13 protein-coding genes and 1 pseudogene are annotated in these 26519 nt (G+C 71.8%); 2 read left to right on the forward strand and 12 right to left on the reverse strand.

Annotated features, from left to right (window positions below):
* Positions 1-343: 343 nt before the first annotated feature.
* The gene (locus AB0959_RS22430) at positions 344-1096 is read right to left on the reverse strand and encodes a hypothetical protein (RefSeq protein ID WP_366828211.1); all 753 of its coding nucleotides are present in this window, start codon (positions 1094-1096) and stop codon (positions 344-346) included.
* Between the two features lie 319 nt (positions 1097-1415).
* On the opposite strand from AB0959_RS22430, the gene AB0959_RS22435 reads away from it, so the two are divergent.
* Positions 1416-2441: an LPXTG cell wall anchor domain-containing protein gene (locus AB0959_RS22435; protein WP_366828212.1), complete on the forward strand. Its 1026-nt coding sequence runs from the start codon at positions 1416-1418 to the stop codon at positions 2439-2441.
* Between the two features lie 168 nt (positions 2442-2609).
* On the opposite strand, the gene AB0959_RS22440 is transcribed toward AB0959_RS22435, so the two are convergent.
* The 9 genes and pseudogenes from AB0959_RS22440 to AB0959_RS22480 all read right to left on the reverse strand — a co-directional run bounded on the left by AB0959_RS22440 (position 2610) and on the right by AB0959_RS22480 (position 21397).
* Positions 2610-4388 (reverse strand): GMC family oxidoreductase, encoded by a 1779-nt coding sequence (locus tag AB0959_RS22440; protein WP_366828213.1) that lies wholly within the window; start codon positions 4386-4388, stop codon positions 2610-2612.
* Between the two features lie 104 nt (positions 4389-4492).
* Positions 4493-6124 carry a succinic semialdehyde dehydrogenase gene (locus AB0959_RS22445; RefSeq protein WP_366828214.1) on the reverse strand — a complete coding sequence of 544 codons (1632 nt, stop codon included), beginning with the start codon at positions 6122-6124 and terminating at the stop codon, positions 4493-4495.
* A 270-nt stretch (positions 6125-6394) separates the two neighbouring features.
* A complete protein-coding gene (locus tag AB0959_RS22450) occupies positions 6395-7954 on the reverse strand; it encodes a diacylglycerol kinase family protein (RefSeq protein ID WP_366828215.1) in 1560 nt (519 codons plus the stop codon).
* Positions 7955-8209: 255 nt separating this feature from the next.
* On the reverse strand, positions 8210-10108 hold the full coding sequence (locus AB0959_RS22455; protein WP_366828216.1) for a serine/threonine-protein kinase: 1899 nt from the start codon (positions 10106-10108) through the stop codon (positions 8210-8212).
* Positions 10109-10380: 272 nt separating this feature from the next.
* Positions 10381-11580, reverse strand: a pseudogene (locus AB0959_RS22460) (serine/threonine-protein kinase); the annotation flags it as partial.
* A gap of 102 nt (positions 11581-11682) precedes the next feature.
* Positions 11683-13545: a serine/threonine-protein kinase gene (locus tag AB0959_RS22465; protein ID WP_366828217.1), complete on the reverse strand. Its 1863-nt coding sequence runs from the start codon at positions 13543-13545 to the stop codon at positions 11683-11685.
* A gap of 207 nt (positions 13546-13752) precedes the next feature.
* Positions 13753-16782, reverse strand: a complete 3030-nt coding sequence (locus AB0959_RS22470; protein WP_366828218.1) for a protein kinase — start codon at positions 16780-16782, stop codon at positions 13753-13755.
* A 253-nt stretch (positions 16783-17035) separates the two neighbouring features.
* Complete coding sequence (locus AB0959_RS22475) at positions 17036-19342, reverse strand: serine/threonine-protein kinase (protein ID WP_366828219.1); 2307 nt, start codon at positions 19340-19342, stop codon at positions 17036-17038.
* Between the two features lie 348 nt (positions 19343-19690).
* Positions 19691-21397: a glycerol-3-phosphate dehydrogenase/oxidase gene (locus tag AB0959_RS22480; RefSeq protein ID WP_366828220.1), complete on the reverse strand. Its 1707-nt coding sequence runs from the start codon at positions 21395-21397 to the stop codon at positions 19691-19693.
* Positions 21398-21669: 272 nt separating this feature from the next.
* Here AB0959_RS22480 and AB0959_RS22485 point away from each other — a divergent pair, with 272 nt between their 5' ends.
* Entirely contained in the window at positions 21670-22926 is a 1257-nt protein-coding gene (locus AB0959_RS22485; RefSeq protein ID WP_366828221.1) for a nucleotide sugar dehydrogenase, read from the forward strand.
* Between the two features lie 707 nt (positions 22927-23633).
* Here AB0959_RS22485 and AB0959_RS22490 read toward each other — a convergent pair.
* On the reverse strand, positions 23634-24758 hold the full coding sequence (locus AB0959_RS22490; protein ID WP_366828222.1) for a GuaB3 family IMP dehydrogenase-related protein: 1125 nt from the start codon (positions 24756-24758) through the stop codon (positions 23634-23636).
* Positions 24759-24872: 114 nt separating this feature from the next.
* Positions 24873-26378 (reverse strand): IMP dehydrogenase, encoded by a 1506-nt coding sequence (gene guaB, locus AB0959_RS22495; RefSeq protein ID WP_366828223.1) that lies wholly within the window; start codon positions 26376-26378, stop codon positions 24873-24875.
* Positions 26379-26519: the final 141 nt, after the last annotated feature.

Here is a 26519-nt window from a genome sequence, read left to right on the forward strand (position 1 = left end):
GATGTCCGTGTCAGCCAGGCGCGGGCCCGAAAGAACCACGCGTGGCTCCGCTGGGGCGATGAGGCGTACGGATCGTGCTGTGCGCCGTGGGACCTCGCTCCAGGGTCGTGACCGGACGGCAGGGGACAGCAGCCCGGTCACCAGGATCGGTCGGCTTCGGGGACGCCCGGAGCCGGCCGGCGGAAACTGTTCAAGGGTGGTCGAAGCGGTTGCCCCCCCGGCGCCGCTCCTCAGGCACCGGCGCTGCCCTGACGACGGTGCTGACTCAGAAGAGCCCCGCGGGACACGTCCCGCGGGGCTCTTCGCAGCGAAACGAACGCTCGCCGCGCAACGGCGGAACGGCTCAGCCCGCCGCCTTCTCCAGCTTCGTCAGCTGCGCCTCGATCACATCGGCCGGCACCTGCGCCTTGTCCGCGTCGAGGACGTTCATCGCGTAGAACGCCGCGAGCGTCGACCCGCTGCGGACGACCGTGAAGGTCATCGGCACGCTCGTGCCCTCGATGGAGCCCTTCAGCTTGTACGAGACCGCCTCGTCGCCCTGCTTGGGAGCGGGCAGGGCCTTGACGCCGCTGTACTTGTAGTCGGTGTGCTCGTAGGCGGTGCACGACGTCGACGCCGTACGCAGGTCGGCGATCACCTTCTCGGCGTCGCTCTGCTCGTGCGCGAGCAGGGCGAGCGAGACGACGGTCGCGTTGAGGTCGCTCCTGGCCGTGAGGGTGCGGGCGGTGCGGGCATCGGCCCTCGGCGTGGAGGTGAAGAAGAACATGTCCGCGATCGGCTGGCAGGCAGCCGGCTCGGCGGGCACGGTCTCGGCGGGGATGTCCCCTTCGGGCGTCTTCGCGACCTTGTAGTCCTTCGTGTCACCGCTCACGAGGGCGGCCTTGTCCAGCTGCGCCTCGGTCAACGGGCCCTTGGCGTCACCGCTCGCGGCACCGCCCTCGCCGCCCTCCGCACCGGTCTTCGCCTCGTCGGCCGCCTGGGTGGCGCTCGCCCCGCCCGGCTTCCCCTCCGCGCTCTCCTCGTCGCCGCCCCCACCGCACGCCGCGGTGAAACCGAGCGTGGCCACGACCGAGACGGCCACGACTGCCCGCGACATCCTTGACTTCACATTCCCCGCCTTCGACTCCGGCGCACGCCCCGCACGGCTGACGCCTCGATACCTGCCTGCATGCCTGCACGCCTGACGCCCGCGCAGCTCACACGCGCCCAACAACGCCCGGACAGTCGCATCCGAGTCGGCGCACATCACATCATGTACGCGCCATCGCGACATCAAGTCATACAGCCGATCCTCACACATCCACATGTGACCCAGCCCACATAAGGATTCTGTGAAAACGGGCGCAACCATTCCCTGGCCTCACAGGTCCCACGTGCAGAACCAACGACCATGCACGCACTCGGATGAGGTCCCGATGAAGCTTCGCCGTGCTCTGGCCACAGCGGCCGTGACGGCTGTCCTGGCGCCGCCGGCCCTGCTGTCGGCCCCGGCCGCGTTCGCCGACGGGACGGCGACGCCGAGCGGGACTCCGAGCACGAGCACGCCCGGGTCGGCCCCCGAGTCCACCCCCGGGGCGACACCGGACAGCACCCCGCCCACCACGACACCGGGGCCGGAGGCCACGCCCTCCACGTCCGCGCCGGCGGCCCAGGGGGCCCGCCCGGAAACGGCCGGGTCCCGGACCCCGACGTCCACCCCGTCCCAGTCGAGCGAGGCGGACCCCTCCGACCCCGACATCCCGTTCTGCGAAGAGCTGGACGACGACTACGGCGACGCCAAGGTGTCCGCCGAGGTCGAGGGACTGCCCGGCAAGATCGTCGCGGGCAGCGGGCGCCACTCCTTCCAGCTGGTCGTCACGAACGACAGCGACGTGGACGTCAGCGACGTCGCCTTTTACGCGGAGATCGAGAACTACGAGACGGACGAGGACAAGTTCCTCAGCCCCTACGTCGACCTGGAGTTCAAGAACCCCGAGGACGGCAGGTGGACCCGGATCGGGGACGACGAGTGGGCCGGTGACTACTTCTCGTACGTCGACGAGCTCAAAGCGGGGGCGAGCGAGAAGTTCGACCTGCGCGTCAGCATCGACGCGAAGGCGCCCGCGGGCGACGCCTGGTCCTTCGGTTCCGGTGCCTACCTCGACAAGGTCGACGATCAGGACTGCGTCGCCGAAGGATGGGCACAGTACGACTTCGAAGTACTGAAGGCCGGCGCCGACAACCCCCAGCCGGGTGAGGCCGAGCCGGGTGACAAGGACGAGAAGGAGTCCGTGAAGAAGCCTCAGGGCGAGGTCTCCGAGCTGCCGACCGGCAGCCTCGCCCACACCGGTTCGAGCTCCGCGCTGCCCGTCATCGGCCTCGTCGGCGGTATCGCCGTCGTCGTCGGCGCGGGCGCGGTGTTTTTGGTCCGCCGCCGCAAGGACCAGGACACCACCGCGTAGGACCGGAGGACCGGAAGGGCCGGAAGGGCCGGAGGACCGGAGGAACACCAGCAGCCGCGTAAGGCATCGCGGCTCACACAGACAAGAAGGACCCGCGCTCGGAGGGGAGCGCGGGTCCTTCTCCTTCCCCTGCCTCTTCTTCCGCTTCTTCCTCTTCCGCTTCTTCTTCTACTTCTTCGGCGGCACCGTCGGCACCCCCAGGAACGGCAGCCGCAGCGCGCCGAACGCGTCCGCCGGGACCGCCGGGTGCCGTGGCTCCACCGGCTTCAGCCGCTCGTACGCGGCGCCCTGGGCGGGGCGCGGGTCGGCCTCGCCCTTGTTGGGCCAGTACGACATCGCGCGCTCGGCCTGGGCGGTGATGGTGAGCGAGGGGTTCACGCCGAGGTTCGCCGTGACCGCCGCGCCGTCGACGACCGAGATGCCCGGGTGGCCGTACAGCCGGTGGTACGGGTCGATCACGCCCTCCTCGGAGGACGGCCCGATCGGGCAGCCGCCCAGGAAGTGCGCGGTGAGCGGGGTGCCCATCAGCTCGCCCACATTGCTGCCGGCGAACCCGTTGATCTCGGCGGCGAGGGCGGAGGCGGCCTCGGTGGCTGCCCTGATCTGCTTGGGGTTGGGGGCGCCGTGCCCCTGGCGCGCCGTCAGCAGGCCCTTCCCCACGCCCTTGTCCTTCAGGTACGTGGTCAGGGAGTTGTCCAGCGACTGCATCACCAGGCCGATGATGGTCCGCTCCGACCAGCGCCGGTTGGACAGCGAGCGCACCACGAGCATGGGGTGCCGGGCGGCGTGCGCGAGCCAGCCCAGAACCCTGGACGAGCCCTCCGCGTACGGCACCTGGAGGATGGACAGGCCGCCCATCGCGTTGGAGCCCTTGCCGTAGCGGACGGGCTCGATGTGGGTGTTCTCGTCGGGGTGGATCGAGGACGTGATGGCGACGCCCCGCGTGAAGTCGGCCCGGGGCGCGCCGTGCGCCTTGCGGTAGCGCCGGTTGTCGGTCTGCGCGCCCACCAGCGCCTCGGAGTTGGTGCGGGTGAGCATGCCCAGTCTCGGCGACAGGTAGGGCAGTTGGCCGCCCGCCTTCATACGGTGCAGGAGGGTCTGGGTGCCGTACGTGCCGGCGGCGAGGACGACGCGCCGCGCGGTGAAGACCCGCCCCTCGCCCTTCCTCTTCTCGTCGGTCGGGAGCGTCGCGACGGCGTATCCGCCCCGCGAGTCGTCGGTGACCGAGACGACCGTGGTCATCGGGTGGACGACGGCGCCCGCCTTCTCCGCGAGATACAGGTAGTTCTCGTTGAGGGTGTTCTTCGCGCCGTGGCGACAGCCCGTCATGCACTCGCCGCACTCGTTGCAGGCCCTGCGGGCCGGTCCGGCGCCACCGAAGTACGGGTCGGCGACCTCCTCGCCGGGTGCGGCCTTCGCCTGGCCCTCCGCGTCCTCTCCGTCGCCGAAGAACACGCCCACGGGCGCCAGGTGGAAGCTTTCGCCGACGCCCATCCGTTCGGCCGCGGCCTTGAGGTGGATGTCGGACGGGGTCATCGTCGGGTTGATCCGTACGCCGAGCATGCGCCGGGCCTGGTCGTAGTACGGCCGCAACTCCTCCTGCCAGTCGGTGATGTCCTTCCACTGCGGGTCCTCGAAGAACGGCTTCGGCGGCACGTAGAGGGTGTTGGCGTAGTTGAGGGAGCCGCCGCCGACTCCGGCTCCCGCCAGCACCATCACGTTGCCCAGCAGGTGGATGCGCTGGATGCCGTACATGCCGAGTTTCGGCGCCCAGAGGTAGTTCTTGAGGTCCCAGGAGTTCTTCGGCAGCGACGCGCGGGTGAAGCGGCGGCCGGCTTCCAGGACGCCTACGCGGTAGCCCTTCTCCGTGAGGCGCAGGGCGGTTACCGAGCCGCCGAAGCCCGAGCCCACCACAATGACGTCGTAGTCGTAAGCGTCCTGAGGCACGTGCGGACTCCTCTTCGAGTGTGCGTGCGGGTCGTCTGTGGTTGCTCGCGCCCACGCGGCGGAGCCGCAAGTTGATACCGCCCCGCGCCCCTGAGGGGCGCGCCCTAGCGCAGCCTCAGTGCCTTCATCGCCCGGAGGCTGCGGCTCATGAACTGCGCGTACTTCTCGTCGTCCATCCCGAACGCCGGGGCCATCGGCAACACCCTCTGCTGGGCGATCGTCTGGGCCTCGGTGTACTTGAGGATGCCCTCGGAGCCGTGGCGGCGGCCGAGGCCGGAGTCCTTCATGCCGCCCATGGGCGACTGGACGCTGCCGTACGCGGAGGCATAGCCCTCGTTGACGTTGACCGTGCCCGTGCGCAGCCGGGAGGCGACCTCGCGTCCACGCCTGCCGTCCTTGGACCAGACGGACGAGTTCAGGCCGTACGCCGTGGAGTTGGCGAGCTCGACGGCCTCGTCCTCGTCCTTGAAGCGGTAGAGGGAGACGACCGGGCCGAAGGTCTCCTCGCCGCACACGGCCATGGGGGCCTCGACGCCCTCCAGGATGGTCGGCTCGTAGAAGTACGGGCCGATGTCCGGGCGGGCCACGCCGCCGGCGACGACCTTCGCGCCCTTGGCGACGGCCTCCTCCACGTGCCGCGTGACGGTCTCCAGCTGCCGCTCCCCCACCAGCGAGCCCATGTCGGCCCCGTACGCGAGGGCCGTGCCGAGCCGCATGGCCTTGGTGCGGGCGGCGAACCGCTCCACGAAGGCGTCGGCGATCGACTCGTGGACGTACAACCGCTCGATGGAGATGCAGAGTTGACCGGCCGAGGAGAAGCAGGCGCGGACGGCGCCGGCCGCGGCCTTCTCGATGTCGGCGTCCTCCAGCACCAGCATGGCGTTCTTGCCGCCGAGTTCGAGGGAGACGCCGACGAGCCGGGCGGCGGCGCCCTGGGCGACCTCTCGGCCGGTGCGGGTGGAGCCGGTGAACGAGACGTAGTCGGCGTGCTTGACGACCTCGGGGCCGATCACCGGCCCGTCGCCGAGGACGACCTGGAAGACCTCGGCGGGAAGGCCTGCCTCGATGAGCAGGTCACGGGCCCACAGCGCGGTGAGGGCGGTCTCCGTGTCGGGCTTCATCACGACGGCGTTGCCCGCGACGAAGGCGGGGATCGCGTCGCCGACCGACAGTTCCAGAGGGTAGTTCCAGGGGGCGATCTGGCCGATCACGCCGCGCGGGTGGCGCAGTTCGGTGACGCGCGTGAGGGTGGGCATGGCGCCCGCGTGCCGCTTGGGCTTCAGGTACGACACGGCCTTGCGCCCGTAGTGGCGGGCGGCCACGGCGACGGCCTGGACCTCCTCGTGCGCGTGCAGGCGGGCCTTGCCGGTCTCCAGCTGGATGAGGTCCAACACCTCCGCCTGGCGCTCCAGCACCAGGTCGTGGAAGCGGAGGAGGACGGCGGCGCGCTCCCGTACGGACCTCTGGGCCCAGACGGCCTGTGCCCGGCGCGCCTGCTCGTATGCCTGTACCACGTCCTCGGGGGTGGACTCGGGCAGGTCGGCCAGCTTCTCACCGGTGAACGGCGTGTGGTTGGCGGTGCGGCCGGAGCCGGCCACGCCCTTGGTGAGCTGGGCGACCAGCTCCGGCGTGACGACGTCGGCGGCGGTGCGGGCGCCCTGGGGGGCGGGCGCGAGCGGGTTGGTGCCGTGGGTTGCGTCCATGCCGGTCTTCTCCGGGGCCTGCGAGTCCATCATGACGCGCAGGGTATGCCCGCGCGGAGCCTTTTGGTACCCGGCGGTAACAGGCTTTCACCTGGAGCACACACCGCGCCAGCGATCAGTGGCAATGAATGCACTGATCAGGGCGTCGGCCCGGTGACGGGGACACCTACGATGACGACTTGATCACGTGGTGAGGATCTTCAGCCACTCTTCAGCCGGTCCCTGGCGCCCTTGAGGACCGCGGTGCCCTGCTCCGGGAGTGACTCCTGTTTCTCCTCCGCCGCCCGCTGCGGGGTCCCGCCGTCAGTCCCGGTCCTGTCCGTCGCCGCGGTCGCGCGGGTTCCGCGCCTTCCGCTCCTTCCACTCCTTCGGTCCCTTCCGCTCCTTCGGCCCCTTCCACCCCTTCGGCCCCTTCCGCTCCTTCCATTCCTTCCATTCCTTCCGCGCCTTCCAGTGCTCCCCCCAGGTGTCCCAGTTCTGCCGGTCCCGCAGGTCCCGCCAGGTCTGTGGGTCGCCCCAGCTCTGGCGGTTCTTGGGCAGGGCCGTGCGGCCCACCGCGGCCGCGAGCTTGCGCAGCCGGCGCCAGTCCATGGGCGGCTTGGTCTCCGGGACGCCGGGGCGGTCGGCGGGGACCCGTACGCGCAGGGCCCTGGGTTCGATCCGGCACCGCACGGGCGTGGGCAGGACCACTGCCTCGCCGTCGACGCCCACCTCGATCTCGGTCCGGTCGGCCTGGACGACGACCTCGGCGGCGGTGAGGACCGTGAGCCCGGGAGCGCTCGGTCCCAGCAGCAGCGTGGCGGCCTCGGCGGCGCTCTCGACCTTGACGCCGAGCACGCCGAGCACACCGGAGTCGAGCCGTTCCCGGCGCCCGAGGCCCGCGAGGTCGTCGCTGCGGTAGGGGTTGTTGCTCACGAGCACGGCCTGGGGCGCCTCTATGACGGTGTTCTGTGCGCGGGCGACGAGCCGCGGCCCCCGCTGGTGGGTGAGCAGTTCGGGCAGCAGCTCCAGCGTCGTACGGACCTTGTCGTCCCGGTACTCCGGGCTCTGCACGACGGCGGCGTAGGCGCCGAAGGAGGCGTTGTTCACGAAGGGGTGGGTGCCGGCGAAGCCGAGGTCGACGCGGAGTTCGACGCCCGCGTCGGTGAGCGCGTCGAGGCAGGCGGCCGGGTCGTCCCGGTCGAGACCGAGGTCCATGGCGAAGTGGTTGCGGGTGCCGGCGGAGATGACGAGCAAGGGGACGCCGTGCTCCGCGGCGACGGCTGCGACGAGGGCCTGTGTGCCGTCCCCTCCGGCGACCCCGAGCAGGTCGGCTCCGCCTTCGACGGCCTCCCGGGCGAGCGCGACGACGTCGTCGTGGCGTGCGGGGTCGAGCAGATGGACCTGCGCCCCCAGCCGCTCGGCCTTCTCCTTCAGCCCGAACCGCTCGACCTTCCCGCCTCCGGACCGCGGGTTCATGATGAGGAACGGGCGGGTCGGGGCGGGGGTCCGGTACTCCCGCACCCGCACGAGGTGCGACTTGGTGCTGCTGAGGGCGAACTTCCCGGCCCAGACGGCGAGCCCCCACAGCGCCAGGGACACCACGACGACCCACAGCAGATTGGCGGCGGCGTAGAACGCGATGACCGTGACGGGCGCGGCGCCCGCAAGCAGCGCGGCGGCGATCCGGGCCGCGCCCTTCCGGGTCAGCACCCACCACAGCGCGGCGACCGTGACCGCCACCCCGAGCAGCCCGACCCCGACCAGCACGAGGCTCTGGGCGCGGGCGACCCCGAGGGGCAGCAGTACGGAGAGGCCGGCGGCCCCGAGCGCGATGCGGGCGGCCCAGCGCTGGGTGGCGTGGGCACGTTCGTCAACGTACATGGGGGCGCACCTCGGGCCGGGCGGTGGGATTCATGGGATCGCCGTTCTCCTCGCGCTCCTGGCCGCGTGCGTCCGCCGCCGGACGCCGCCGGGGAGCGGCCACGGCGCAGAGCGTAGCCGCAGCCGACGCCCCGCCTGCCGGTTCCCCACAGATGATCCACAGTGGTTGGCGGGCGGCTCACCAGCTGTTGACGGACGGATCACCGGGCGTTGGCGGGCGGATCACCCAAGTCGGTCACCGAACGAATGGCCGGATCACGGCTTGTTGATGTCCAGGTTCGCTATCGCCGTCTTCGCCACCTCGCGGCCGCGCTCCGTGAAGTCGCCCTTACTGGGGTAGCTGATGGTGAGCTTGTACATGTCCCCGGCCCTGGTCCGGTAGTAGAAGACCTTCAGTTCGCGGGGGCGGGGGTTCTGGCTGTCGGTGGTCGTGTACGTGACCGTGTTCTCGGCGGCCTGCCTGCCCTGGTACGCGACCTTGTCGTCCGTGTCCGTCTTCGCGCCCTCGGGCATGGACAGGTCGTAGCTGCCCTCGTCCTTGAACTTCTCGTCGTCGGCGTACATCTGGGCCGGGGCGGAGGGCTTGATCTGGTTCAGGGTGTCCTGGGACTTGCGGGCCACGTTCAGGCCGATCCAGATGTCGCCGCTCCAGTCGGAGTAGGTCACCCAGTTCTTGTCCCGGTCGTCGGCTTCGGGCCTGGTGACCTGGTAGTCGGCGGGTACCCCGAGCGTCGCACCGAGCTTTGGGTGCGCCCTGGTCTTCCAGCCCTCCGGCAGCGGCCCGGCGAACGGGTCGGCGACCACCAGGTAGGCCGCCACCGCCGCCGCGACGACCGCGGCACCGAGACCGAACAGGGTCTTGCGGCCGACGCGTACACCCTTGCCGCCGGGGCCCTCGAGCCGACCGCCGGGGCCCGGGATGCGGACGACCTCGGTGGGCTCCGGGGCCGGGGCGGGGGGCCTGGCGGCCTCCTCCAGGAGGGCGCGGACCTGCGTGGCGGACGGGCGGCGCGCGGGGTCCTTGTCCAGCAGGCCGTTGATGACGTCGGCCAGTGGGCCCTTGACCGAAGCGGGCGGGGCCGGCGTGGAGTTGAGGACGGACTGGAGGGTCGCGGGGGTGTTGGTGCGGCGGAAGGGAGAGACTCCCTCGGTGGCCGCGTAGAGGACGACACCCAGTGACCACAGGTCAGACGCGGGTCCCGGGCGCCGGCCCAACACGCGTTCCGGCGCGATGTACTCGGGGGAGCCGACGAAGTTGCCCGTGTCCGTCAGGTCCGTCTCGCCCTCGATCTGGGCGATGCCGAAGTCGGTGAGGACGACGCGGTCGTGACGGCCGAGGAGGACGTTGTCGGGCTTGACGTCGCGATGCAGGATGCCCGCCGCGTGGGCCGCCTCCAGGGCACCCAGCACCTCCAGGCCGATCTTCGCCGCCTCGCCCATCCCGAGGGTGCCCTCCTGGAGCGCGGCGCCCAGCGAACGCCCCTGCACCAGCTCCATCACGATCCACGGCCGACCGTCCACGACCGCCACGTCGTGCACGTTGACGACCGCCGGATGGTCGAGCCGGGCCGCGGCGCGCGCCTCGCGGCGCATGCGTTCGAAGGCGTTCGCTCTTACGCGGTCGGGAAGATGGTCCGGGACGCGGGGCTCCTTGACGGCGACCTCCCGGTCCACCGTCTCGTCCTTGGCCCGCCAGACGGTACCCATGCCACCGTGGCCGAGCTTGGCGAGCAGCCGGTAGCGGCCGGCTATCAGACGTCCGGCGCCCGGATCCGGCTGGGGCTGCGGCTGCGGCTGCGGCTGCGGCTGTGGCTGGGACGCCGCATGCGGGGGAGCCGCGTGCGGGGGCCTCGCGTGCGGGGCGGGCGCGGGTGCGGGGGCGCCGGACGGGGCGGGTGCAGGAGGGGACGCCTGGGGAGACGCCGAGGCTTGCGCGGGTGCCGGTGCCTGGGCGGGTGCCGGTGCCTGGGCGGGTGCCGGTGCCTGGGCGGGTGCGGCCTGTGCCGGCTGCACCGGCTGCGCGTACGGGTTCCCCGGGTACGGCACCCCCGGCTGCGGCGGCCGCGGCGGCTGCAGTCCGAAACTCGTCGGCTCGTCGGACCCGTGATCGGACCCCTGATCGGATCCGTAAGGGGCTCCCCCGTTGCTGCTCATGCGTTCATCTCTATCGCGGCAAGCGCTTCGGCATCCACCCTCGGCGCTTTCCAGTCACAGACCCGTGACGCGGGTCGCCGCTTATCTCCCTTTCACGGGCGTATTTACGGAGAGGTCGTGTTCGTGGGCGAGGTCGTGTTCGTAGGCGAGGTCGTGTCCGTAGGCGTAGGCGAGGTCGTGTTCGTAGGCGTGAGTCTGTCCCTGGGAGTGTGTGTGTCCCTGGGCGTGGGTGTGCCTCTGGGCGTGGGTGTGTCCGTGGCCCTGGGCGACGGCGTGCCGGTCGACGGGTTCCCGGGGGTGCTCGGCGCCGAACTCGAGGGTGCGTCGCTCCCGTCGCCGCCCTCCCGCATGAGAAGGGCCGCCGCCGACACTCCGGCTCCCGCCATCGCGGCCACGAGCGCGGCCGCGACCAGCACCCCCCGGGTCGGCTGCCGTAGGGGGCGCTGTGCCGCCCCGCCGGATTCGCCGGATTCTCCGGGGTCGTGCTGCCGCGGCGGCACGGGGGCGTCCTGCGGCCCGGCACCCCGGGCATCCCGGGCGCCCCGGGCATCCCACGGCTCGCCGTGCCCGGCGGGCTCGGCGGCGGCCCGGGCCGCGTCCCATCGTGTCGGCGTGTGCCCCGTCGGCACCGGGGGCGTACGGCCCGTCTCCAGGAAAGCCCGCAGCAGCTGCTCGGCCGCCGTCGCGTCCAGCCGCCGGTCCGGGTCCCGTTCCAGCAGTCCGCGGACGACGGGCAGAAGCGGTGCGGCCTGGGCGGGGGGCCGTATCTCGTCGGTCACGACCGCGTGCAGGATCCCGCCCAGCGAGTCGCGCCGGAACGGCGACTCACCGCTCAGTACGGCGCACAGCAACGCGCCCAGCGACCACAGGTCCGACTTCGGCCCAGTCCTGGCCCCGGACATCCGCTCGGGCGCGGTGTACTCGGGCGAACCGACGAACGACCCGCTCTCGGTGAGCGTCGTCGCGCCCGCGACCTGGGCGATGCCGAAGTCGGTGAGGACGACGCGGTCGGTGCCCGCCTCCAACAGGACGTTGGCGGGCTTGAGGTCGCGGTGCAGGACCCCGGCGTCGTGGGCGCGACGTAGCGCGCCGAGCAGGTCGATGCCGATCCGGGCGGCCTCGCGCGCGTCCACCGGACCGCCGGCCGCGACCCGCTCCGCGAGCGAGCCCCCGTCGATCAACTCCATGACGAGGTACGGGCGTTCGTCGTGCTCGACGACATCGTGGACGACGACGATGTGCGGATGGCTGAGCTGTGCCACCGCGCGGGCCTCACGCAGGGTGCGCTCGCGCTGCCGCCGGGTCTCCTCCTCGTCGTCGGAGGGGTCGAGGTCGAGCTCCTTGACCGCCACCTGCCGGCCGAGGAGCTGGTCGGTGGCCCGCCAGACGACACCCATGCCGCCCCGGCCGATCCTCGCCTCCAGGCGGTAACGGTCCGCTATGACACGGAAGTTGTCCCCCTCGGTCCCCATGCGCCCCATCATGCCGCACGCGGACGGAGCCCCTCCGGGACCGCGCGCCGGGGTGGCCGACAAGCGACGTACGGGAACGGAGAGGGCTGAGGGAGCGGCGGGCTACTGCCCGGAGGGCCGCCAGCCGCGCAGCACCGTGTCGAACTGCTTGCGCGTGGTGCCCCAGTCCTCGGCCGGCGCGGACATGTAGATGGCGTACTCGACGCCGTCACGGGCGATGTACGTCTCCTCGATGGCGCGACGCGGCCCGGGGAACGGCGTGTCCTTGGCCAGCGCCGTCCACGTGTACTCCCACAGAGAACCCCTGCGGTCCCGATAGGTGTTGACCTTCATGGTCACCCGCTGGTAGTTGACGAGCCGCTGCGAGATCTGCTGTTCCAGGTCGGCCTGGTGCAGGTTCGGGTCGTCGAAGTCGGGTGAGTCGTCGACGGCGATGCGGATGAAGTGCTTGCCGCCGTCGGGGGTGTAGTCGGTCTGGTTGGCGTCGTAGACCTTGCGCTTCCACGTCTTGTCGGGCAAGGGAAGGCTGAATCCCGCGGGGTCGGTGCGGCGCACCCAGCCTTCGGGGAGGTTCCCGCCCGTGTCGTTCCCGGCCCCGGGGCTCTGTGCCGCGCCGGGACTGGAACTCGGCGTGGTGGACGCCTCCTTCCGCGACTGTTCCTCGTCCCACTTCTGCAGAACGACCGCGGTGCCCCCGCCGATGAGGGCAGCCAGGGCCACGACCAGGACGAAGGTGCGGCCGCGCCTGCGCTTGCCGTTCTCCGGCCGTGAGGTGTGGGCGGTGGCCACCGGGGGGTGAGGCGCTCCGTAGTGACCTGACACAGGGGTGTCGGCACCATATGAGCCCGTTCCCGGGTGGGAGCCCGGTGCCGAGTGCGCTCCGGCGGCCGACGAGGCCGTGTGACCTGGGGACATGCGCCCTGACGCCATGTGGCCCGGAGCCATGTGCCCTGGAGTCGTCTGGCCTGAAGCCGTGTGTCCTGGAGCCGTGTGTCCTGAAGCCGTGTGCCCGTTCGTCCCATAGCGGCCGTCCACATAGGGACCGCCCGCATAGAGACCGCCCGCATAGGGACCGTCCACATGGTGGCTGCCCGTACGGTGGGTGGCCGCATGATGGGAGGTCGGCACATACGCCTGCGCCCCACGAGGCCAACGCCCCTCCGCCGCCTCGGCCAGCATCTGCTCCGCCTCCGCCACTCCGGGCCGCTCGGCGGGATCCTTGCGCAGCAGTGCCGTGATCACGGGCGCGAGCGGCCCCGCGTGGACCGGTTCGGCGGGCTCCTCGTCGACCACGGCCTGCATGGTGGTGAGCGGAGTGGTGCGCCGGAACGGCGACTTCCCCTCCACCGCCGTGTACAGCGTGGCACCCAGCGCCCACAGGTCGGAGGCACGTCCGGGGTCCTGGCCGCGGACCCGCTCGGGCGCGATGTAGTCGACGGAGCCGACGATCTCCCCCGTCTTCGTGATGGTCGTGTCGCCCTCGACCTGAGCGATCCCGAAGTCGGTGAGGAGAACCCGCCCGTCCTCGGCGAGCAGCACGTTCCCCGGCTTCACATCGCGGTGCAGCACGCCGGCGTCGTGGGCGGCGCTCAGCGCGCGCAGCACCCACAGCCCGATCCGGGCCACCTCCCGCGCTTCGACGCGCTCGCGCTCCTTGACCGCGTCGGCCAGGGAGGCACCCTCGACCAGCTCCATCACGATCCAGGGCCGGTTGTCGTGGTCGAGCACGTCGTGCACGGTGACGACGGCCGAGTGGTTGATGCGCGCGGCCGCCCGCGCCTCGGCGTCGGTCCGCGCGAAGAGTCTGGCCCGCTCACTGTCCGTGACGTACAGCGCCGCCGTCAGTTCCTTGACCGCGACCGCCCGGTGCAACACCTCGTCACGCGCGCGCCACACGCGGCCCATTCCGCCGCTGCCGATCGAGTCGACGAGCCGGTAGCGGCCCGCGAGGAGCAGGCCCTGCATCTGATTCACGTTGCCCCGCAATGGTCTTGACAACATCAGAGTAGAGAGCGGCTCCCGCACAGGGAACGGGCGGGGTGACACAGAGACCTCACTGTGACGGTTCTCGCTTGCCGTGACGAACGGGAACCGTTCCCCGAACGATTCCGTCGCCCTCGCCCCATCGCCCCGGCCCGTCACGCTCAGTCGGCCAGGCTCAGCCGATCACGCTCAGCCGGTCACCCGGTACGTCGCGGACGCCTGCTCGTACAGCCGCGTCACCTCGTCGCGTTCGGCCTCCGGACCGCGCACCTGCACCACGTGGTACCGACCGCCCACGAGGATCGCGAGGTTCCGTACGAAGATCTCGCGCCCGGTGGAGTCCTGCCAGGTGAACTGCCCCTCGGCCATGCGCCGCCCGCCGACCTCGATGAGCCGCATCCCGCTGGACGTCGCCCAGGTCGAGTCACGGAACGGCTGGAGCTCGGGCTCGTCCTCCCGCTGGTACGCCAGCGGATCGCTGCCGTACTTGCTCGCGCTGTCGCGGCCGGGTACGACGATGAGCTCGAAGTTGCCCTGTGCGTACACGACCTGACCGCGCCCGTTCTTGGGCGTGCGGTCCCAGCCCTTGGCGACGGCGACCTGGAAACCCTCGGAGTCCTTGCGCAGGGTGAAGCCCTGGGCGACGTCCGGGGCGTTGCTCTGCGCCTTGTCCGAACCGGACGACGCGGACGGACTCTTGTCGCCGTCGGCGGGCGAGGTCTGGTCGGGCCGTGGCTCGCTGCTGGCGTCGGGAGCGGAACCGACGTCCCCGGCCGCACCCGTCCGCCCGGCGTCGGGACTGTTGCCCGTGCTGGTGCCACCGCTCGTATCGGTCTTGGGCATGAACACCATGGCGTACGCGACCGCCGCGGCCAGCGCGAGCAGTATGACCAGGAGCAGGTTCCGCCCGAGCCTGCGCGGCTTGGGCGGCCGTTCGTCCTTGGCGCGCCGGTGGCGGGCGCTGGTGGCGGGGAGCCCCGCGCGACGCCTGCGGACGAGCTCGCCCCGGCGCCGTACGATCGGCAGCCGGCTCGGGTCCGCGGGGGGTACCGCTATCACGTGCGCCCCGGCCTCGGGCTCCGGCGCCGACCGCACGAGCGAGCGCAGCCAGCCGCGCAGCTCCTCGAAGCCCAGCCGCTCGGTGGGGTCCTGGCGCAACAGCGACTCGACGACCGGCCGCAGCGGCCCGCACTCCTCCGCGAACGCGGGCGGCTCCGAGCACACCATCTCCACCAGCTCGGCGGTGTTCTCCTCCGGGTAGGGCGCGTGCCCCTGCACGGCCCGGAACAGCAGCGCCCCGAGCGCCCACAGGTCGGTCGCGGGCCCGATCGGCGCCGCCAACTGCCAGTTCTCGTGCACCGGTCCGGCCTGCTCCGGTGCCCAGCGCTCGGTGACGGGCCCCACGACCGCCATCCGCGCCTGCCGGGCACGCTCGGCGGCCAACGCGGTGGCGGGCCCGCGCCGGGGAGCACCCGTGGGGACCGCCTGGTCCCACCGGCCGGTGGGTGCGACCGGGGTCGCTTCCGTTTGCGCGGCGCCCCCGGGAGCGGTCAGGCCGCCACCGGTGCCGTACGGGGCGGGTACGGGCGCGCTGTCGCCGTACGGGGCGGGTACGGGCGCGCTGTCGCCGTACGGGGCGGGCAGGGGCGCGCTGTCGCCGTACGGGGCGGGCAGGGGCGCGCTGTCGCCGTACGGCGGGCCCGCGGGCGCGCTCTTCCTGAAGGGGTCGGCGCCGTACGGGCCGCTGCCCGACGTGCCGTGTGCGTCGCGCTCGCCGCCCCGGGCGTCGGTGTCGCCGCCGGGGAGGGCCGGCCGTCCCCGGCCGTTGTCGTCGTCTGCGGGGGCACCACCGCGGGGCAGCGCTCCGTGCCAGGTGTTCGGCCGTGCCACGCCGTACGGGTCGGCGATCTGGCCGGGCGGTGTGTACGGCGCGGCCTGGCCCGCGGCCGGCGTCGCCTCGCCGTGAGGGGGCGCGGGTCGCTGGGCGGGCAGCTCCGCGCTCCGGCCGGCCCGCTGCCCCTCGTGCACGCGCGCCGCGGCCCGCGCGCCGGCACGGTAGGCCGCGATCGCCCCGGCCCGGGCCGCCCGGACGTCGTCGCCGGTTTCGAGCGCGCGTTGGCCGCCCGACGGGTCCGGGTCCGTGACGGGCCCGGCGCCTCCGGCCGCCCGCGCCTCGATGGCGGCTCGCCGCGCGGCCTCGGGATCGCCACCGCCCGCTGGGGGCAGCTGGCCCTGGGGTCCCCCGAGCTGGGCGGCACGCGAACCTCCGGCCTCCACGCCGCCGCGCGCTCTGTCCGGCCCACCGGTCATCCCCGGCCGACCACCGCCGTACGGGCCACCGCGCCCGCCCTCGCCGTACGGGCCACCGCGCCCGCCACCGACGGAAACGCCCGCGGCACCGGAGACTCCCGCAGCACCGGAGACTCCCGCGGCGCCGGAGGGCCCCGCAGAGCCCGAAGCCCTACCCGGGCCATACGCGCCTGTCTGCCCGCCCGTGCCAGCCGTGTGCCCAGGCCCGAGCGCCCCGGCAGGCCCATCGCTCCCGGGCGTCCCCGGCCCGCCGTGCGCCCGTGGTTCCCCCGCCGGGCCCTCGTCTTCGAACTCGCGCACCGGCACGGGGTCGTACCCGCACAGTGCCTCCTCGGCCGCTCCGGCCGCCAGCCCCGTGAGCACCACGCGCCCGTCGTCGCAGACGAGGACGGTCCGCGCGGTGATGTTCCGGTGCACCCAGCCGTGGGCGTGCAGGGCGCGCAGGGCGGTGAGGACGTCGGCGGCGACCTCGGCCGCCCGGTACGGCGTCAGCGGCTTCTCGGCGAGCAGCGCGGCCAGCGGACGGGCGCCCACCAGCTCACTCACTATCCACAGCGACCCGCTCTCGGCGAACACGTCGAAGACCTGGTCGAGCCGTGGGTGGTCGGGAATCTGCGCGGCGGCCTGCGCGGCCTCGATCGCCCTGCGCACGGCCGGGTCCGTGGGCCGGCGCGTGGTCCTCGCGGCGGTCGGGCGTGTCCCGCCGTCCCGGGCGACATACCCCTCGGGCAGCCCGTCCGCGTCGAGCACCTCCGCCTCGACGACCTCGGGCAACGGCACCTGCCGTATGAGGACTTCCTGCCCGCTGTAGGTGTCGAACGCCCGGATCTCGGCAAGTTCGTACTCGTCCGACGGCGGTAGCGGCAGGCGGTAGCGGTCGGCGAGAACCCGTCCCGCATAGTCGTCCACGATGCCTCCCCCGGCCGCCCGGTCGGTCAAATCCGTTCGCCTCGCGTCCCGTTCCGTCATGGATGCGTACGGTCCGCAACAACCACTCACGATACGTGCCGGAGGCAACCCGTATTGAGGGGATGCGACATCTCACCCCTCACAAGTCCTTCAAGGGTCCCAGTACCCCCTCAGGACCTCGCCCGATCCTCCCGAGAACGCCGGCCGCCCCACTCGGAACTTCCCCCGACGCCCAGGAACCGGCCCCGCCCACTCACGACTTCGGCTGGAACGTTTTCGTGAAGGTCCGCCACGTGTCCTTGCGCAGGTCACCGCGCCAGCCGGACGCCTTGGCGGTGTACATCAGCGCGTACCCCTGCTGCGCGTTCACGACGAACCCCCGGTCGATCGACCGGTACTTCGTGCCGCCGTCCACGTAGGTGAACTCCCAGTCGGCCGTCTTCCAGCCGCGGTAGTCCACCTCCTCTATTCGGATCCGCTGGTACTGCGAGCGCGTCATGTAGCGCTCCTGGCTCTTCCAGTCCGCCACGGGGTCGTTCTTGGGCGTGCTCGTCCAGGCGACCAGCAGCTTCTGCCCGTCGGGCCCGGTGAAGCGGGCACCCGCGGCATCCGTCGACTGGTACTTCCACCCCTTCGGCAGCCCGATCGAGAACCCCTGCGATCCCTTGTACGTCTTCTCCGCGATCCCGTCCGAACCCGACGAGTCCCCGCCGCTGCCGGATCCACTCGACTCGTTCGAACCGCTCTCCGTGCTCGCCTCACCGCTCGCCGACGCGTTCGTCCCCGAGGCCGCCTCGGTTTTCTCGGTCTCCGTACTGGCGCCCGAGTTCCCGCCCTTGTCGCCGCTCGGGGTCGCCTTGCCGGCCGCGGCCGACTTGGTGTCGCCGCTCTTGGAGCCCGACGCGCTGTCGTCGCCGCCGAGGTACAGCGCGAGCACGATGCCGAGCACGGCCAGCGCCACGACCAGCGCGACAATCACGAGCGTCCGCCGGGGCACGACATCGGTGATCGGCGCCCGGGGCACGGGCCGCGACGGCAGGTCGGGCGGCGTCATCTGCGGCCACCCGGAAGTCCGGCCTCCGGCCGCCGTGTTGACCGCCTTGGTAGCGGCGACGTCCCCCGCTCCGCTCTGTCCCGCGGAGCCCTTGCCAAGGGACGCGCCGCCCCCGGACTCACCACTCCGCCCGGACGGCGCACCGGACTTGCCCGAGGGCTTGCCGGAGGACTTGTCGGAAGACCTGTCGGACACGGCCGTACCGACGGCCGCCCCCTTCCCCGCCCCGGCACCCGCACCGGAACTCGTCCGGGCACCCGCCGCGGACCCGGGCCGGGAGCCACTCTTGAAACCAGAACCAGAACCAGAAGGTGAACCAGAACCAGAAGGTGAACCAGAGCCAGATCCAGTACCCGAACCCGAACCCGAACCCGACCCGGCCCCGGAATCCGCCCCGGACGAGGCCGTCCCGGAGCCGCTCTCCTCGCCCGACCTGCCCCGCGTACCCGCCGCGGCCGAACCGGCCACGGCCCCCGACGCCGCCTTCCGCACGGAACGCAGCGCCCCGCGCCACCCTTCCGCCCCTTCGCCCTGCTTGGCACCGGATCCGGAACCGCCCCGGCTCCCCTTGCCCGAAAGCTCCTCCGGCACCGGCGGCAACGCCACGACCCGCGTCGCGTCCAGCGGCTCCGGCTCCGCCTCCTCGGGGTCGGGTGCGTGGATGACGTCGTTGAGCAACACCCGCGCGCCCGCGTCGTCGAGCCGCTGCTGGGGGTCCTTGACGAGCAGCCCGAAGATCACGTCCTTCAGCGGTCCCGCGCTCTTCGGCTCCGGGACCGGCTCGGTCATCACGGCGGTCAGCGTCGCGATGGCCGAGCCCTTGTCGTACGGCGGCACGCCCTCCACCGACGCGTACAGCAGGCCGCCGAGAGACCACAGGTCCGCCGCGGGGCCGGGCTTGTGACCGCGCGCCCGCTCCGGCGAGATGTACGAGGGAGCGCCGACGAGCATGCCGGTCGAGGTGATCGACGGGTCGCCCTCGACCTGCGCGATGCCGAAGTCGGTGAGGACGACCCGGCCGTCCTCCTTGGAGATCAGCACGTTCGACGGCTTCACGTCGCGGTGCAGGATGCCCTCTCGGTGGGCGGCGCGCAGCACGTCGAGGATCGCGAGGCCCACCTCGGCGGCGCGCTTCGGCTCCAGCAGCCCGTCCTCGCGGATGACCTCGGCGAGCGACTTGCCCTCGATGAGCTCCATCACGATCCACGGCCGGTCGTCCTCGTCGACCACGTCGAAGACCGTCACCGCTCCGTTGTTGCGGATCCTGGCGATCGCCTTGGCCTCGCGCAACGTGCGCGTGATGAGCCGTCGCTTCTCGTCCTCGTCGATGCTCGACGGGAACCGAAGCTCCTTCACCGCGACCGTCCGGCCCAGTGTCTCGTCCTGGGCCCGCCACACCGTGCCCATGCCGCCGCGGCCGAGGACCCCTCCCAGCCGGTAACGCCCGGCGAGGAGACGTCCGCTCTCGTCCCGACGGGATGCCCCGCCCCGCTCCGCCTCCGACATGCGTCCCCTCATGCAACCCGCCCTGACAGAGCCTCCATTGTCCCTCACCCGACAACCACCCCACGCCCAGGGTGTCCCTTGCCCTCCCCAGGCCGCAGCCCGGCGGGCTCCGGACCGCGAACGGCCCCACGGAACCCGCCTCACCGGCCCACCACCTTCCGGGTGAACACGGACGAAGTGGCAGACCCCGGACTCGAACCCGCCCTCCTCGCCGCCGAGTTCTGCCCCCGCACCTCGTAGAACGGCCGGGTTTCGAGCAAAGATCCCAGCCCACGACACCCGTTCGAGTGATACTGACGGAGGTCTGGAGGTCTGGAGGTCTGGAGGTCTGGAGGTCTCGCCGCGCTCCTACAACGGCACGATGTCCGGCGCCCCCAGCCGCGCCGCGTCGGCCGTCAGGTCGTCGGGCTGGCGCTGGGACTCCCGCTCGGCCTCCACCCGCTTCCGGTAGTGCTCGACCTCACGCTCGATCTGGTCCTTGTCCCAGCCGAGCACGGGAGCCATCAGCTCCGCGGCCTCCCGCGCACTGCGCGTGCCGCGGTCGAATGTCTCGATCGAGATCCGTGTCCGCCGGGTGAGCACGTCGTCCAGGTGGCGCGCTCCCTCGTGCGAGGCCGCGTACACGATCTCGGCCCGCAGATAGTCGTCGGCCCCGTTCAGGGGCTCGCCCAGCGAGGAGTCGGCCGCGATCAGGTCGAGCAGTTCCTCGGTCAGCGCGCCGTACCGGTTCAGCAGGTGCTCGACGCGCACCACATGGAGCCCGACCCGGGCCGCGATCCGTGCCCGCGCGTTCCACAGCGCCCGGTACCCCTCGGCCCCGAGCAGCTGTACCTCCTCGGTCACGCACTCGGCGACGCGCTGGTCGAGACCGTGCACCGCCGCGTCCACGGCGTCCTTGGCCATCACCCGGTACGTCGTGTACTTGCCGCCCGCCACGACCACGAGCCCCGGCACCGGGTGCGCCACGGTGTGTTCGCGCGACAGCTTGCTGGTGGCGTCCGACTCGCCGGCGAGCAGGGGCCGCAGGCCCGCGTACACGCCCTGCACGTCGTCCCGGGTGAGCGGCACCGCCAGTACCGAGTTCACGTGCTCCAGCAGGTAGTCGATGTCCGCGCTGGACGCGGCGGGGTGGGCCTTGTCGAGGTCCCAGTCGGTGTCCGTGGTGCCGACGATCCAGTGCCGCCCCCAGGGGATGACGAAGAGCACCGACTTCTCGGTCCGCAGGATCAGCCCGGTCGTGGAGTGGATCCGGTCCTTCGGCACCACGAGGTGGATGCCCTTGGAGGCCCGTACGTGGAACTGGCCCCGCTCGCCCACCATCGCCTGGGTGTCGTCGGTCCACACACCGGTGGCGTTCACGACCTGCTTGGCGCGGACCTCGTACTCGCCGCCTGCCTCGACGTCCTTCACCCGGGCCCCGACGACGCGCTCGCCCTCGCGCAGGAAGCCGGTCACGCGCGCGCGGTTGGCGGCCCGCGCGCCGTACGAGACGGCCGTGCGCACCAGGGTGGCCACGTAGCGGGCGTCGTCCATCTGGGCGTCGTAGTACTGGAGGGCTCCGACCAGGGAGTCCTTCTTCAAGCAGGGCGCGACCCGCAGGGCGTGGCGGCGCGTCAGGTGGCGGTGGACCGGCAGGCCCCGGCCGTGGCCGCGTGCCATCGACATGCCGTCGTAGAGGGCGACGCCCGATCCCGCGTACAGCCGCTCCCAGCCCTTGTGCTGCAACGGGTAGAGGAACGGAACCGGCTTCACCAGGTGCGGCGCCAGCCGCTCCAGCAGCAGACCACGCTCCTTCAGCGCCTCCCGTACGAGTGCGAAGTCGAGCATCTCCAGATAGCGCAGACCGCCGTGGATCAGCTTGCTGGACCTGCTGGAGGTGCCCGACGCCCAGTCGCGCGCCTCCACGAGTCCCGTGGACAGGCCGCGCGTCGCCGCGTCGAGCGCCGTGCCCGCTCCGACCACGCCCGCGCCCACGACCAGCACGTCCAGCTCGCGCTCGGCCATTCCCGCGAGGGACTCGGCGCGCTGCACCGGCCCCAGTGTCGCTGTCCTCACCGCTGCCTCCCGCTGTTTGTCGCGCTGGTCTCACCTGCCCAGTAAGACCCGGCTCACATCCCCCATTCCCAGAATTCTGACCGCGCCTCCCGACTTCGGCCACCACCCGTCGTCCACCTGTGGACAACTCTCGGGGACGCGCGGAGAAAGAGGACCAGCCAATCCCGCATAACGGTCATATTTACTCCTAGTCTGACATTGCGCTCGCCCATCCTGTCCACAGAGCTTGCGCGACTGTCCCGCTCCGGCTATTGGGAAGGACGGCCCACGCCATGCCCGCAGATCTCGCCGTCATCGGACTCGGTCATCTCGGCCTGCCGCTGGCCCAGGCCGCCGTCGCCGCCGGCATCCCCACGATCGGGTACGAAACCGCCTCCGAGACCGACCCCGACCCCGGCTCCGGCTCCGGGAGCGGCTCCGGCTACGGGAGCGGCTCCCTCACCCCGGCCGAGCTCCGCCGCATGCTCGCCCAGGGCTTCCGCCGCGTCACCAGCCCCGCCGAGCTCGGCCGCGTCCGTACGGCGGCCATCTGCGCCCCGACCCCGCGCGGCGCCGACGGCACGCTCGACCTCACCCAGGTGGCCGACGCCGCCCGCACCCTCGCCGAGCGACTCCGCCCGCACACCACGGTGATCCTGGAGTCCCCGGTGCACCCCGGCACCACGGAGGAGTTCCTGCGCCCGCTCCTCGAAGAGGGTTCCGGACTGCGCGCGGGCCGCGACTTCCACCTGGCCTACTCCCCCGGCCGCACCGACCCCGGCAACCGCGACTTCGGCCCCGCAAAAACCCCCAAGGTCATCGGCGGCCTCACCCCCGCCTGCACCGAGTCGGCCGCCGCGTTCTACGGCCGTCTCACCGACAAGGTGGTCCGCGCGCGTGGCCCCAGGGAAGCGGAGACCGTGCAGCTCCTGGAGACCAACTACCGGCAGGTCAACATCGCCCTCGTCAACGAGATGGCCGTCCTCTGCCACGACCTCGGCGTCGATCTGTGGGACGTCATCCGGTGTGCCGAGACCAAGCCGTTCGGCTTCCAGGCCTTCCGCCCGGGCCCCGGCGTCGGCGGCCATGGCGTCCCCCAGGACCTGGCCGGCCACTCGCCCCGTTCCCTCCGGATGGTCGAACAGGCCCAGCGGGTCAACGACCGCATGCCCCAGTACGTCGTCCAGCGCGCCGCCACGCTCCTCAACGAGCACGGAAAGTCGGCCCGCGGCGCCCGCGTGCTCCTCCTCGGCGTCACCTACAAGCCCGACGTCGCCGACCAACAGGGCACCCCCGCGCGCGAGATCGCCCTGCGCCTGCTGGAACTCGGCGCCTCCGTCAGCTACCACGACCCGTACGTCCCGTCCTGGAACGTCCTCGACCGCCCGGTCCCGCGCGCCGACTCCCTCTACGAGGCCGCCGCGGACGCCGACCTGACGATCCTGCTCCAGCAGCACCGGACGTACGACCTTCAGGGGCTGTCGGTGAAGGCGCAGTTGTTGCTGGACACGCGGGGGGCCGCGCCCGCGGGGGCGGCGCATCGGTTGTGAAGGGGGGCGCGTGGGTGGCTGGGCTGCTGGGGCTGGTGGCGTGCGGCACTCTCCGCCAGTAGCCTGCGGGAAAGCCGCAAGATCCACCTTCTCCGACACCTCGCCGCCGTAGCGGTCTGGTGCCAAAGAATGGCGGAGCCGGTTCGCAGGGGGTACTGCGGCAGGCTCCTGAAAGGAGAACCTTCTCTGGCACCGGGCCGCCCGACGGCGGATCCGGTACCGTACAAAAGGTGGAGCCCACCGCAGATGGCGCTGCGGCAGGCTCCTGAAAAGTGAACGGAGTGTCCACCCCTAGTCCTCTTGGGGGTGGCCGCTCACCTTCCGTGAATCCGCAAGATCCACCTCCTCCGGCACTTCACCATCCACAGACGGATCCGATCCCAGCGGGTGGGCTTGCGGTGACGCCCCATGGGTGCCCCCTTCCACGATGCCGCCCAGTTGCCCGGTGGACGGTCCGTTGGAGTTCGGGCCGGGCCCCGAGGGCCGGGGTCCGGAACCGTGTCCTTGGAAGGGGGCGCCCCAGAGAACCGGGGCGCCGAACAGGACACTATCGCCCCGATACGCCCGCTAGACGGCCATTCGCCCCGAACGCAACCGCGCGCCCCCTCCCCCAAAACGCGCCCCACCAGCCCCACTTGGACACACAAAGGGGCCCGGACCACCCAGGTCCGGGCCCCTTCACGCCGTAAGGCGCAGCGCCGTACGGCCTACCGCTTGTGCTGCGAGTCCGCCACCGTAACCTCCACCCGCTGGAACTCCTTCAGCTCGCTGTACCCGGTCGTGGCCATGGCCCGACGCAGCGCCCCGAAGAAGTTCATCGAGCCGTCCGGGGTGTGCGAGGGACCCGTGAGGACCTCCTCGACCGTGCCGACCGTGCCGAGGTCGACCTTCTTGCCGCGCGGCAGCTCGTCGTTGACGGCCTCCATGCCCCAGTGGTTGCCCTTGCCGGGAGCGTCCGTGGCGCGGGCCAGTGGGGAGCCCATCATCACCGCGTCCGCACCGCACGCGATGGCCTTGGGCAGGTCGCCGGACCAGCCCACGCCGCCGTCGGCGATGACGTGCACGTACCGGCCTCCGGACTCGTCCATGTAGTCCCGCCGGGCCGCCGCCACGTCCGCCACCGCCGTCGCCATGGGTACCTGGATGCCCAGCACGTTGCGCGTGGTGTGCGCGGCGCCGCCGCCGAAGCCGACGAGGACACCGGCCGCGCCCGTGCGCATCAGGTGCAGGGCCGCGGTGTACGTGGCGCAGCCGCCCACGATCACCGGGACGTCCAGCTCGTAGATGAACTGCTTCAGGTTCAGCGGCTCGGAGGCGCCGGAGACGTGCTCCGCCGACACCGTCGTACCGCGGATGACGAAGATGTCCACGCCCGCGTCCACGACGGCCTTGGAGAACTGGGCCGTGCGCTGCGGGGAGAGCGCGGCTGCGGTGACCACGCCCGCGTCCCGCACCTCCTTCAGGCGCTGCCCGATCAGCTCCTCCTTGATAGGAGCCGTGTAGATCTCCTGGAGGCGGCGGGTCGCGGTCTCCGCGTCCAGTTCGACGATCTCGTCGAGCAGCGGCTGCGGGTCCTCGTACCGCGTCCACAGGCCTTCGAGGTTCAGCACTCCGAGGCCGCCCAGCTCGCCGATGCGGATGGCGGTGGCCGGGGAGACGACCGAGTCCATGGGGGCGGCCAGGAAGGGCAGCTCGAAGCGGTAGGCGTCGATCTGCCAGGCGATCGAGACCTCCTTCGGGTCCCGGGTACGGCGGCTGGGGACGACGGCGATGTCGTCGAAGGCGTACGCCCGGCGGCCGCGCTTGCCGCGCCCGATCTCGATCTCAGTCACGTCTGTGGCCTTTCCCTCTGCGTTTCAGCGCCTCCAGTATCGCCGACGGGTACGCCGAGGGCGGCCCCGGAGGTTCCGGAGCCGCCCTCGGTGAGCCCTCGGTGACTGTGGCGACTACTTGCTGTTGCTGTAGTTCGGCGCCTCGACCGTCATCTGGATGTCGTGCGGGTGGCTCTCCTTGAGGCCCGCGGAGGTGATCCGCACGAAGCGGCCCTTGGACTCCATCTCGTCGATGGCGGCGGCACCCACATAGCCCATGGTCTGGCGCAGACCGCCCACGAGCTGGTGCAGGACGTTGGCCAGCGGGCCGCGGTAGGGCACCTGGCCCTCGACGCCCTCGGGCACGAGCTTGTCGTCGGTGGCGACCTCGGCCTGGAAGTAGCGGTCCTTCGAGTACGACTTCGCCTGACCGCGGGACTGCATGGCGCCGAGCGAGCCCATGCCGCGGTACGACTTGAACTGCTTGCCGTTGATGAAGAGCAGCTCGCCGGGCGACTCCTCACAGCCGGCGAGGAGGCTGCCGAGCATCACCGTGTCGGCGCCGGCGGCGAGCGCCTTGCCGATGTCGCCGGAGTACTGCAGGCCGCCGTCGCCGATCAGCGGGACACCGGCCGGGCGGGCGGCGAGGGAGGCCTCGTAGATGGCGGTGACCTGCGGGACGCCGATACCGGCGACCACGCGCGTGGTGCAGATCGAACCGGGGCCCACACCGACCTTGATGCCGTCGACACCGGCGTCGATCAGCGCCTGGGCGCCGTCACGCGTGGCGACGTTGCCGCCGATCACGTCCACGGCCACGCTCGACTTGATCTTCGACATCCAGCTGAGCGCGTTGCTGTTGTGGCCGTGCGAGGTGTCGACGACCAGGAAGTCCACGCCGGCCTCGGCGAGTGCCTGGGCGCGCTCCAGGGCCTCGGGGCTGGCGCCGACGGCGGCACCGACGAGCAGACGGCCCTCGGCGTCCTTGGCGGCGTTCGGGTACTTCTCGGCCTTGACGAAGTCCTTGACCGTGATGAGGCCCTTGAGGACACCGGCGTCGTCGACCAGGGGAAGCTTCTCGATCTTGTGGCGGCGCAGCAGCTCCATGGCGTCGACACCGGAGATGCCGACCTTGCCGGTGACCAGCGGCATCGGCGTCATGACCTCGCGCACCTGGCGGCTGCGGTCGGTCTCGAAGGCCATGTCCCGGTTGGTCACGATGCCGAGCAGCTTGCCGGCCGGGTCGGTGACGGGGACACCGCTGATGCGGAACTTGCCGCACAGGGCGTCCGCCTCGGCGAGCGTCGCCTCCGGGTGCACCGTGATGGGGTCGGTGACCATGCCGGACTCGGACCGCTTGACCAGGTCGACCTGGTTCACCTGGTCCTCGACGGACAGGTTGCGGTGCAGCACGCCGACGCCGCCCAGCCGGGCCATCGCGATCGCCATGCGGGACTCGGTCACCTTGTCCATCGCCGCCGAGAGCAGCGGGATGTTGACCCGGACGTTGCGGGAGATGCGGGACGAGGTGTCGACCGCGTTGGGGAGCACCTCGGATGCGCCCGGCAGCAGCAGCACGTCGTCGTAGGTCAGCCCGAGTGTCGCGAATTTCCCGGGCACTCCGTCGACGTTCGCAGTCATGACACCTTCCCCAAATGGCCTTGATCGGTGCGGATGTCCATGCTAACGGGAAGCGAGGGCGTCTCATTCCATGACGGAGAGCACCCTTCGGCTTCGTGTGTTCGTACGGTTCGGGCCTCGCCCCCGTTCACGGGCATCGCT

Source organism: Streptomyces sp. NPDC046862, assembly GCF_040704615.1.
Lineage (GTDB): Bacteria > Actinomycetota > Actinomycetes > Streptomycetales > Streptomycetaceae > Streptomyces.

Coding starts and splice junctions, on each gene's coding strand:
- AB0959_RS22485 (WP_366828221.1), top strand. CDS start 21,670: ATGCCCGCAGATCTCGCCGTCATCGGACTCGGTCATCTCGGCCTGCCG.
- AB0959_RS22455 (WP_366828216.1), bottom strand. CDS start 10,108: ATGAGCAGCAACGGGGGAGCCCCTTACGGATCCGATCAGGGGTCCGAT.
- AB0959_RS22430 (WP_366828211.1), bottom strand. CDS start 1,096: ATGTCGCGGGCAGTCGTGGCCGTCTCGGTCGTGGCCACGCTCGGTTTC.
- AB0959_RS22435 (WP_366828212.1), top strand. CDS start 1,416: ATGAAGCTTCGCCGTGCTCTGGCCACAGCGGCCGTGACGGCTGTCCTG.
- AB0959_RS22450 (WP_366828215.1), bottom strand. CDS start 7,954: ATGTACGTTGACGAACGTGCCCACGCCACCCAGCGCTGGGCCGCCCGC.
- AB0959_RS22445 (WP_366828214.1), bottom strand. CDS start 6,124: ATGATGGACTCGCAGGCCCCGGAGAAGACCGGCATGGACGCAACCCAC.
- AB0959_RS22475 (WP_366828219.1), bottom strand. CDS start 19,342: ATGTCGGAGGCGGAGCGGGGCGGGGCATCCCGTCGGGACGAGAGCGGA.
- guaB (WP_366828223.1), bottom strand. CDS start 26,378: ATGACTGCGAACGTCGACGGAGTGCCCGGGAAATTCGCGACACTCGGG.
- AB0959_RS22465 (WP_366828217.1), bottom strand. CDS start 13,545: ATGCAGGGCCTGCTCCTCGCGGGCCGCTACCGGCTCGTCGACTCGATC.